Origin of the sequence: Streptomyces sp. NPDC003077 (assembly GCF_040611095.1) — a bacterium.
GTDB lineage: Bacteria > Actinomycetota > Actinomycetes > Streptomycetales > Streptomycetaceae > Streptomyces.
On sequence record NZ_JBEXNM010000135.1, the window covers coordinates 1 to 6,561 of the forward strand.

At 74.0% G+C, this 6,561-nt stretch carries 5 protein-coding genes and 1 pseudogene; 2 read left to right on the forward strand and 4 right to left on the reverse strand.

Annotation, left to right across the window (positions count from 1 at the left end):
- Window positions 1-75 precede the first annotated feature (75 nt).
- Window positions 76-948, forward strand: coding sequence for a siderophore-interacting protein (locus tag ABZX96_RS37830; protein WP_355554164.1), 873 nt, complete (start codon window positions 76-78; stop codon window positions 946-948).
- A gap of 338 nt (window positions 949-1,286) precedes the next feature.
- Here the strand turns inward: ABZX96_RS37830 and ABZX96_RS37835 are convergent, their stop codons facing one another.
- Complete coding sequence (locus ABZX96_RS37835; RefSeq protein ID WP_355554167.1) at window positions 1,287-1,553, reverse strand: hypothetical protein; 267 nt, start codon at window positions 1,551-1,553, stop codon at window positions 1,287-1,289.
- Window positions 1,501-2,508, reverse strand: coding sequence for an HAD-IIA family hydrolase (locus ABZX96_RS37840; RefSeq protein ID WP_355554173.1), 1,008 nt, complete (start codon window positions 2,506-2,508; stop codon window positions 1,501-1,503). The genes ABZX96_RS37835 and ABZX96_RS37840 overlap by 53 nt, the downstream gene beginning before the upstream one ends.
- A gap of 286 nt (window positions 2,509-2,794) precedes the next feature.
- Here ABZX96_RS37840 and ABZX96_RS37845 point away from each other — a divergent pair, with 286 nt between their 5' ends.
- A complete protein-coding gene (locus tag ABZX96_RS37845; protein ID WP_355554170.1) occupies window positions 2,795-4,165 on the forward strand; it encodes a DUF1015 domain-containing protein in 1,371 nt (456 codons plus the stop codon).
- A gap of 204 nt (window positions 4,166-4,369) precedes the next feature.
- On the opposite strand, the gene ABZX96_RS37850 is transcribed toward ABZX96_RS37845, so the two are convergent.
- Window positions 4,370-5,242 (reverse strand): tetratricopeptide repeat protein, encoded by an 873-nt coding sequence (locus ABZX96_RS37850; protein ID WP_355554176.1) that lies wholly within the window; start codon window positions 5,240-5,242, stop codon window positions 4,370-4,372.
- A 618-nt stretch (window positions 5,243-5,860) separates the two neighbouring features.
- Window positions 5,861-6,439 (reverse strand): annotated as a pseudogene (locus tag ABZX96_RS37855) (RNA helicase); the annotation flags it as partial.
- Between the last annotated feature and the right edge of the window lie 122 nt (window positions 6,440-6,561).

A 6,561-nucleotide genomic window follows, 5' to 3' on the forward strand; every position in this document is an offset into this window, starting at 1 on the left:
GGGGGGGGGGGGCCCCACCCCCCCCGCCCCCGCCGCCGTTCCCCGGCCCGCACGCCACCCCCGGGAGGTCCCCGCATGACCACGACCGCCACCACCACCGCCGCGACCGTCCCGTTCCGCTTCTTCGACGTGCGCGTAGTGCGCGCCGAGCGGCTGGGCCCGACGATGACCCGGATCACCTTCGGCGGCGCGGACCTGGACGCGATGGTGACCGGCGGCCGTGACCAGCGGTTCAAGCTCTTCCTCCCGCAGGCCCACCAGGACGCCCCGGTCCTCGCCGACCGGGGCGAGGGCTGGTACCCGGCCTGGCGGACCCAGGACCCGGCCGAACGGCCCGTCATGCGCTCGTACACGGTCCGCGCGCAGCGCCCGGAGGACGCGGAGTTCGACGTGGACTTCGCCCTGCACGGCGACGGCGGCCCGGCCTCCCGCTGGGCGGCGCGCGCCCGGCCCGGCGACCGGGCCACGGTGCTCGGCCCGGCCGTCGCGGACAACGCCGGCGTGGACTTCCGCCCGCCGCCCGGCACCGACTGGATCCTGCTCACCGCCGACGAGACGGCCCTCCCCGCCGTGGCCGGCATCCTGGCCTGGCTACCGGCCGGAACCCCCGTGAAGGCCTGGATCGAGGTCCCGCACGCGGACGACCGCCAGGACCTCCCGACGGCCGCGAACGCCGACATCACCTGGCTGGTCCGCGACGGGCACACGCCCACGGACGCGGAGCCGCTGCTGGACGCGGTACGCGCCGCCGACCTGCCCGGAAGCACCCCGTACGCCTGGATCGCCGGCGAGGCGTCCGGCGTCCGCGCCCTGCGCCGCCACCTCGTCCGCGAACGCGGCTACGACCGGCGGGCCGTCACCTTCACCGGCTACTGGCGCCGCGGCGCCACCGAAGAAGACCTGATCGCCGAACTGACGGCGGGCCTCCCCGCCCCCGAGTCCGACTGAGCACACCACCCAACGGCCGGAACAAACAGCGCCCGGCCGGAACGGACTCGGCCGAGCAAACCGAAACCCGACGGGCCCGGCCCAGCACACCAAGGCGGTGCCGAGCCAGGCCCAACCAACCGAGCCCCACCGAGCCAAGCCCGGCGGCCCGAAGCCCAGGACGGCCGACGGCGAACGGCGAACGGCGAACGGCGAACGAGCCAGGCCCGGAGCGGGGCCCCCACCCCGGGCCCCACCCACCCGCGCCAACGCCTACCCCCCATCCAGCGCGCACGCCCTCTCCCCCGCCATCGCCCACAAGGCACGCAGCCCGCCCAGCGACGGACGCACCGAGAGACTCAGCAGACCAGCCCCCAGGCCCCCTCTCCGGCCACCAACCACGCCGCCGCACACAGGGCACGCAACCCGTCCAACGGCTCACCCTCCCCCTCCACGGCAAGCACATCCCCGCCCACCGAGGCCGACCCAGCGGACCCAACCCACTCAGCCAAGACGACCACCGGCAGACGAACCGGAACGCTCAACACCCCGGGGCCCCGGTCCCGCCCCACCTCACACCCCCACCCGCGCCAACGCCTTCCCCGCATCCAACGCGCACGCCCCATCCCCGGCCACCGTCCACGCCGCCGCACACAGGGCGCGCAACCCGTCCAACGGCTCACCCTCCCCCTCCACCGCGAACGCGTCCCCGTCCACCGACGCCGTCCACCCACCGCACCGGAAGCCCCCGGCCACCACCTCGACCTCTGGCTGGGGCGCCAGGACGCCGCGCAGGTCGGCGTCCACGTACGTCGGCCGGTGGGCGGGCACCGCGGCCAGCAGTTCGGCCGGGGTCGTCACGCCGGTGAGCACCAGCAGCGAGTCCACCTTGCCGTTGAAGGCGCCCTCGATGTCCGTGTCCAGCCGGTCCCCGATCACCAGCGGGGTGCGCGCACCGGTCCGCAGCACCGTCTCCCGGTGCATCGGCGGCTGCGGCTTCCCCGCGACCTGGGGGGCGCCGCCGGTGGCGATCCGCACGGCCTCCACCAGCGCCCCGTTGCCCGGCGCGATGCCGCGCTCCTTGGGGATCGTCAGGTCCGTGTTGGACGCGAACCAGGGAACGCCGCGCTGCACCGCGTACGCCGCCTCCGCCAGCCGCTCCCAGTCGAGCTTCGGGTCGTAGCCCTGCACCACCGCCGCCGGGTCGTCGCGCTCGGACTCCACGGGGACCAGCCCGCGCTCGCGCAGCGCCACCCGCAGCCCCTCGCCGCCGATGGCCAGCACCCGGGAGCCCGGCGGCACCTGCTCGGCGATCAGCCGGGCCACCGCCTGCGCCGAGGTGATGACGTCCTCGGGCCCGGTCGGCAGCCCGTAACCGGTGAGCTGCCCGGCCACCGCGTCCGGGGTCCGCGAGGCGTTGTTGGTGACGTAGGCCAGGCGCATGCCGCCATCCCGTGCCGTCGTCAGCGAGGCGACGGCGTGCTCGATCGCCCGCCCGCCCGCGTAGACGACCCCGTCCAGATCCAGCAGCGCCGTGTCGTACGCCGCGCTCAACGGCCGCGCGCACCCGCCCGGCCGCAGCCGGACCTCCGCGTGCGCGCCACCCTGCCCGTTGGCCACCGAATTGCTCACCGAACCCTCATCTCATCGACCACAGAAGACTCGTAAGTCTCGTATCACGCAAAACAAATCTTCAGCCCAATTGTTCACAACACCCAGGAGAACTCCCGCCACCCCCGCCATCTCGCCCTTTGGACCCCCCTCTCCCCCGAGGGAACTTTTCGAGGACATTACAAGGACATTTCCGGCCACATCCTGGCCATCACCCGATCATCCGTACGCCGTCAAGGCGTCATAGCATTCACGAATGACCAGCACCGACGGCCTTCGCCTCCATCCCTTCCGCGGACTGCGCTATGCCCAGGAGCGGGTCAGCAGCCTCACCGCCGTCACATCCCCGCCGTACGACGTCGTGGTCCGGCCCGACGGCGTACGGCACTTGGAGACCGCCGACCCGTACAACATCGTCCGGCTGATCCTGCCGCAGGCCGCGGATCCCACCGCCCGCCACCGCCAGGCCGCCGACACCCTGCACCGCTGGCGCGCCGAGGGCGTCCTCGTCCCGGACGACCAGCCCGCCCTGTACGTGTACGAGCAGCGCCGGGGCGACGTCCTCCAGCGCGGCGTCATCGGCGCGCTCGGCCTGGACGGCCCGGTGCTCCCCCACGAGGACGTCATCCCCGAGGTCGTCGAGGACCGCGCCGCCCTGATGCGCGAGGCCGCCGCCAACTTCGAGCCGCTGCTGCTCTCCTACCGCGGCGAGGGCACCGCGACCGGCGCCACCGCCGTCATCGAACGCGTCATCCACCGTACGCCGCTGCTCGCCACGACCACCGAGGACGGGTTCGCACACCGCCTGTGGTCCGTCACCGACCCCGGCGAACTCGCCGCCGTCACCGCGGACCTGGCCGGCCGGCACGCCCTGATCGCCGACGGCCACCACCGCTGGGCCACCTACCAGCGGCTGTGCGGGGAACACTGCCAGGGCCGGCCGGAAGGCCCGGACTCGCCCTGGTCCCTCGGCCTGGTCCTGCTCGTGGACACCGCCCGCTACCCCCTGCGGGTCCGCGCCATCCACCGCGTCCTGCCGCACCTCCCGCTGGCCGACGCGCTCGCCGGAGCCCGCGACGCCTTCCGCGTCCGTACGCTCGAAGGCCCGCTGGACGCCGCGCTGGCCACCCTGGAGACCACACCGGGCGCCGCCTTCCTCCTCACCGCCGGCACGGGCGCCTTCCATCTCCTGGACCGCCCGGATCCGGAGCTGGTCGCCCGCACCGTACGCGCCGACCGCCCCGAACTGTGGCGGCAGTTGGACGCCACCGTGCTGCACTCCGTCCTCCTGGACGAGGTCTGGCGCATCCCCGACCACCCCTCGCAGATCGGCTACCTGCACAACACCGAGGACGCCGTCGAACAGGCGGCCCGCCACGACGGCACCGCCGTCCTGATGCGCCCGACCTCCGAGGAAACGGTCCGTCAGCTGGCCCTGAACGGCGTCACGATGCCCCGCAAGTCCACCTCCTTCGGCCCCAAACCGGCCACCGGCCTCGTCCTGCGCACCCTCGACGACGATGCCGGCGACTCCCCCACCCCCACCACCCGTCACCACTCCTCCAACGGCCACCCCCACCCCACCCGCCCCGCATCCACCGAACCCCACGAAGTGGACGGCCTCTGAGCCCGGACGCTCACGGCCCGATCGGAACCCGACGAGGCGTCCCGCCGAGCCCGTCCCGCTCGGAGCCCCGGCCGGACCCAGCCCCCACCACCCACGCAAAAGGGCGGGACCCTTCCCGGGTCCCGCCCTCATACGTCCTGCGACGTCACACACTCAGGGGAGTGACTCCCCATACGCTCAGGGAAGTGACTCCCCCGACCGGCCTCAGCCCTCCTGGGAGCCCTTGCCCCCGGCAGCCTCGTCCGCGCGCTCCTCAGCCCGCTCCGGCTGCTGGTCAGCGCCCTCCACGGCTTCCGCCACCACGGCGGACGAGTCACCCTCGGAGGCCTCGGCACGCTCGGCGTCACCCTGAGCCCCGGCCCCCTTCGCGCCACCCGGCTCCGTCACATCCACGTCCTCGACCTCGGCCTCATCCGCGTCCTCGAACTCGTCGAACCCGCTGTCCTCCAGCACGTCGGTGAACTCCACACCGTCCAGCTCGGCCAGCCGGTCGGACGCGTCCGTCGTGCCGCCCTGGTCCGCCTCCAGCGCCTTGGCGAACCACTCTCGCGCCTCGTCCTCGCGCCCGACCTCCAGCAGCGCGTCCGCGTACGCGTAACGCAGCCGGGCCGTCCACGGGTGCGTGGCGTTCGACGCCAGTTCGGGGCTCTGCAGCGTGACAACCGCCGCGTCGGCCTGGCCCATGTCCCGACGGGCACCCGCCGCGACCAGCCGCATCTCGACCTGCCCGGCCCGGTCCAGCCGCTGCACCTCGGGCTCGCCGGCCATCGCCAGCGCCTTCTCCGGCCGGCCCATCCCGCGCTCGCAGTCGGCCATGACCGGCCACAGCTCCGCGCTGCCCGTCATCCGCCGCGCCGCCCGGAACTCCGCCAGCGCCTCGCCGTACTTGCCCACGGCGTACGAGGCGAAGCCCGCCGCCTCGCGCACCGAAGCGACCCGCGACGCCAGCCGCAGCGCGACCCGCGAGTACCCGTACGCCTGCTCCGGGTCCTCGTCCAGCAGCTTCGCCACCATCACCAGGTTCCGGGCGACATCCTCGGCGAGCGTCTTGGGCAGGCTCATCAGGTCCTGCCGCACGTCCTTGTCGATCTCGTTCCCGGTGACGTCCTCCGGAATCGGCAGCCGCTTGATCGGCTCCCGCTCACGGTCCCGCCCCCGGTCGTCCCGCCGGAACTCACCGCGGTCCTCACGCCCCCGCCCATACGGCCGACGCGCACCACGCTCGTCATCCCGACGCGGCCCACGGTCGTCCCGCCGGAAACCGCCCCGGTCACCATCCCGCCGGTCGTCACGGCGCTCGTCGCGACGGAAGCCACCGCGCTCGTCCCGCCGGTCATCGCGACGGAACCCACCGCGCTCATCGTCCCGACGCGGCCCACGGTCATCCCGCCGGAACCCACCCCGGTCGGAATCCCGACGCTCATCCCGCCGGTCATCGCGACGGAAGCCACCGCGCTCGTCATCCCGACGCGGCCCACGGTCATCCCGCCGGAACCCGCCCCGATCGCCATCCCGGCGCTCGTCCCGACGGAACCCACCCCGGTCACCGTCCCGCCGATCATCCCGACGGAAACCGCCCCGGTCATCACGCCCCGCGTACCCGCCGCCGGCCGGGCGGCCCCCACGGTCGTTGTCCCGCCGCGTGGCAGCCCGCTCATCCCGCTGGAAGCCACCGCGCTCATCGTCGCGCCGCGGCCCACGGTCATCGCGACGGAAACCGCCCCGGTCACCGTCCCGACGCTCATCACGCCGCTCGTCCCGGCCGAAGCCGCCACGCCCGGAACCAGCACGGTCGTCACGCCGTCCGAAGCCGCCACCAACAGGCCGGCCACCCCGGTCGTCCCGCCGGAAACCGCCCCGCTCGTCATCCCGACGCGGCCCACGCGGACGGTCGTCCCGCCGGTCGTCGCGTCGGAAGCCCCCACGGTCGTCATCCCGACGCGGCCCACGGTCATCCCGCCGGAACCCGCCCCGATCGCCATCGCGGCGCTCGTCCCGGCGGAACCCTCCTCGGTCGCCATCCCGTCGGTCATCGCGACGGAAGCCACCGCGCTCGTCGTCGCGCCGCGGCCCACGGTCATCGCGGCGGAACCCGCCCCGGTCACCGTCCCGTCGCTCATCACGCCGGAAACCGCCCCGGTCATCGCGACGGAAACCGCTGGCAGCGGGTCGACCGCCACGGTCGGAATCCCGACGCGGCCCACGGTCGTCCCGCCGGAAGCCTCCGCGGTCACCGTCGTCGCGCCGCTGCGGCCGGCGCTCCCAACGATCGTCGGAAGAGTTGGTGGACATCGGCGTGACTCCTGTCTTCGGTACTGCAAACATTCTCGCGCACCCACAACTCCGGCGCGCTTCGACAAAACAAAAAGGACCCTTGGTCCCAGCGTGAACGCTGG

Excerpts from the sequence above, each read along its gene's own strand:
- ABZX96_RS37845 (WP_355554170.1), top strand. The coding sequence starts at position 2,795 with ATGACCAGCACCGACGGCCTTCGCCTCCATCCCTTCCGCGGACTGCGC.
- ABZX96_RS37830 (WP_355554164.1), top strand. The coding sequence starts at position 76 with ATGACCACGACCGCCACCACCACCGCCGCGACCGTCCCGTTCCGCTTC.
- ABZX96_RS37835 (WP_355554167.1), bottom strand. The coding sequence starts at position 1,553 with ATGGGGCGTGCGCGTTGGATGCGGGGAAGGCGTTGGCGCGGGTGGGGG.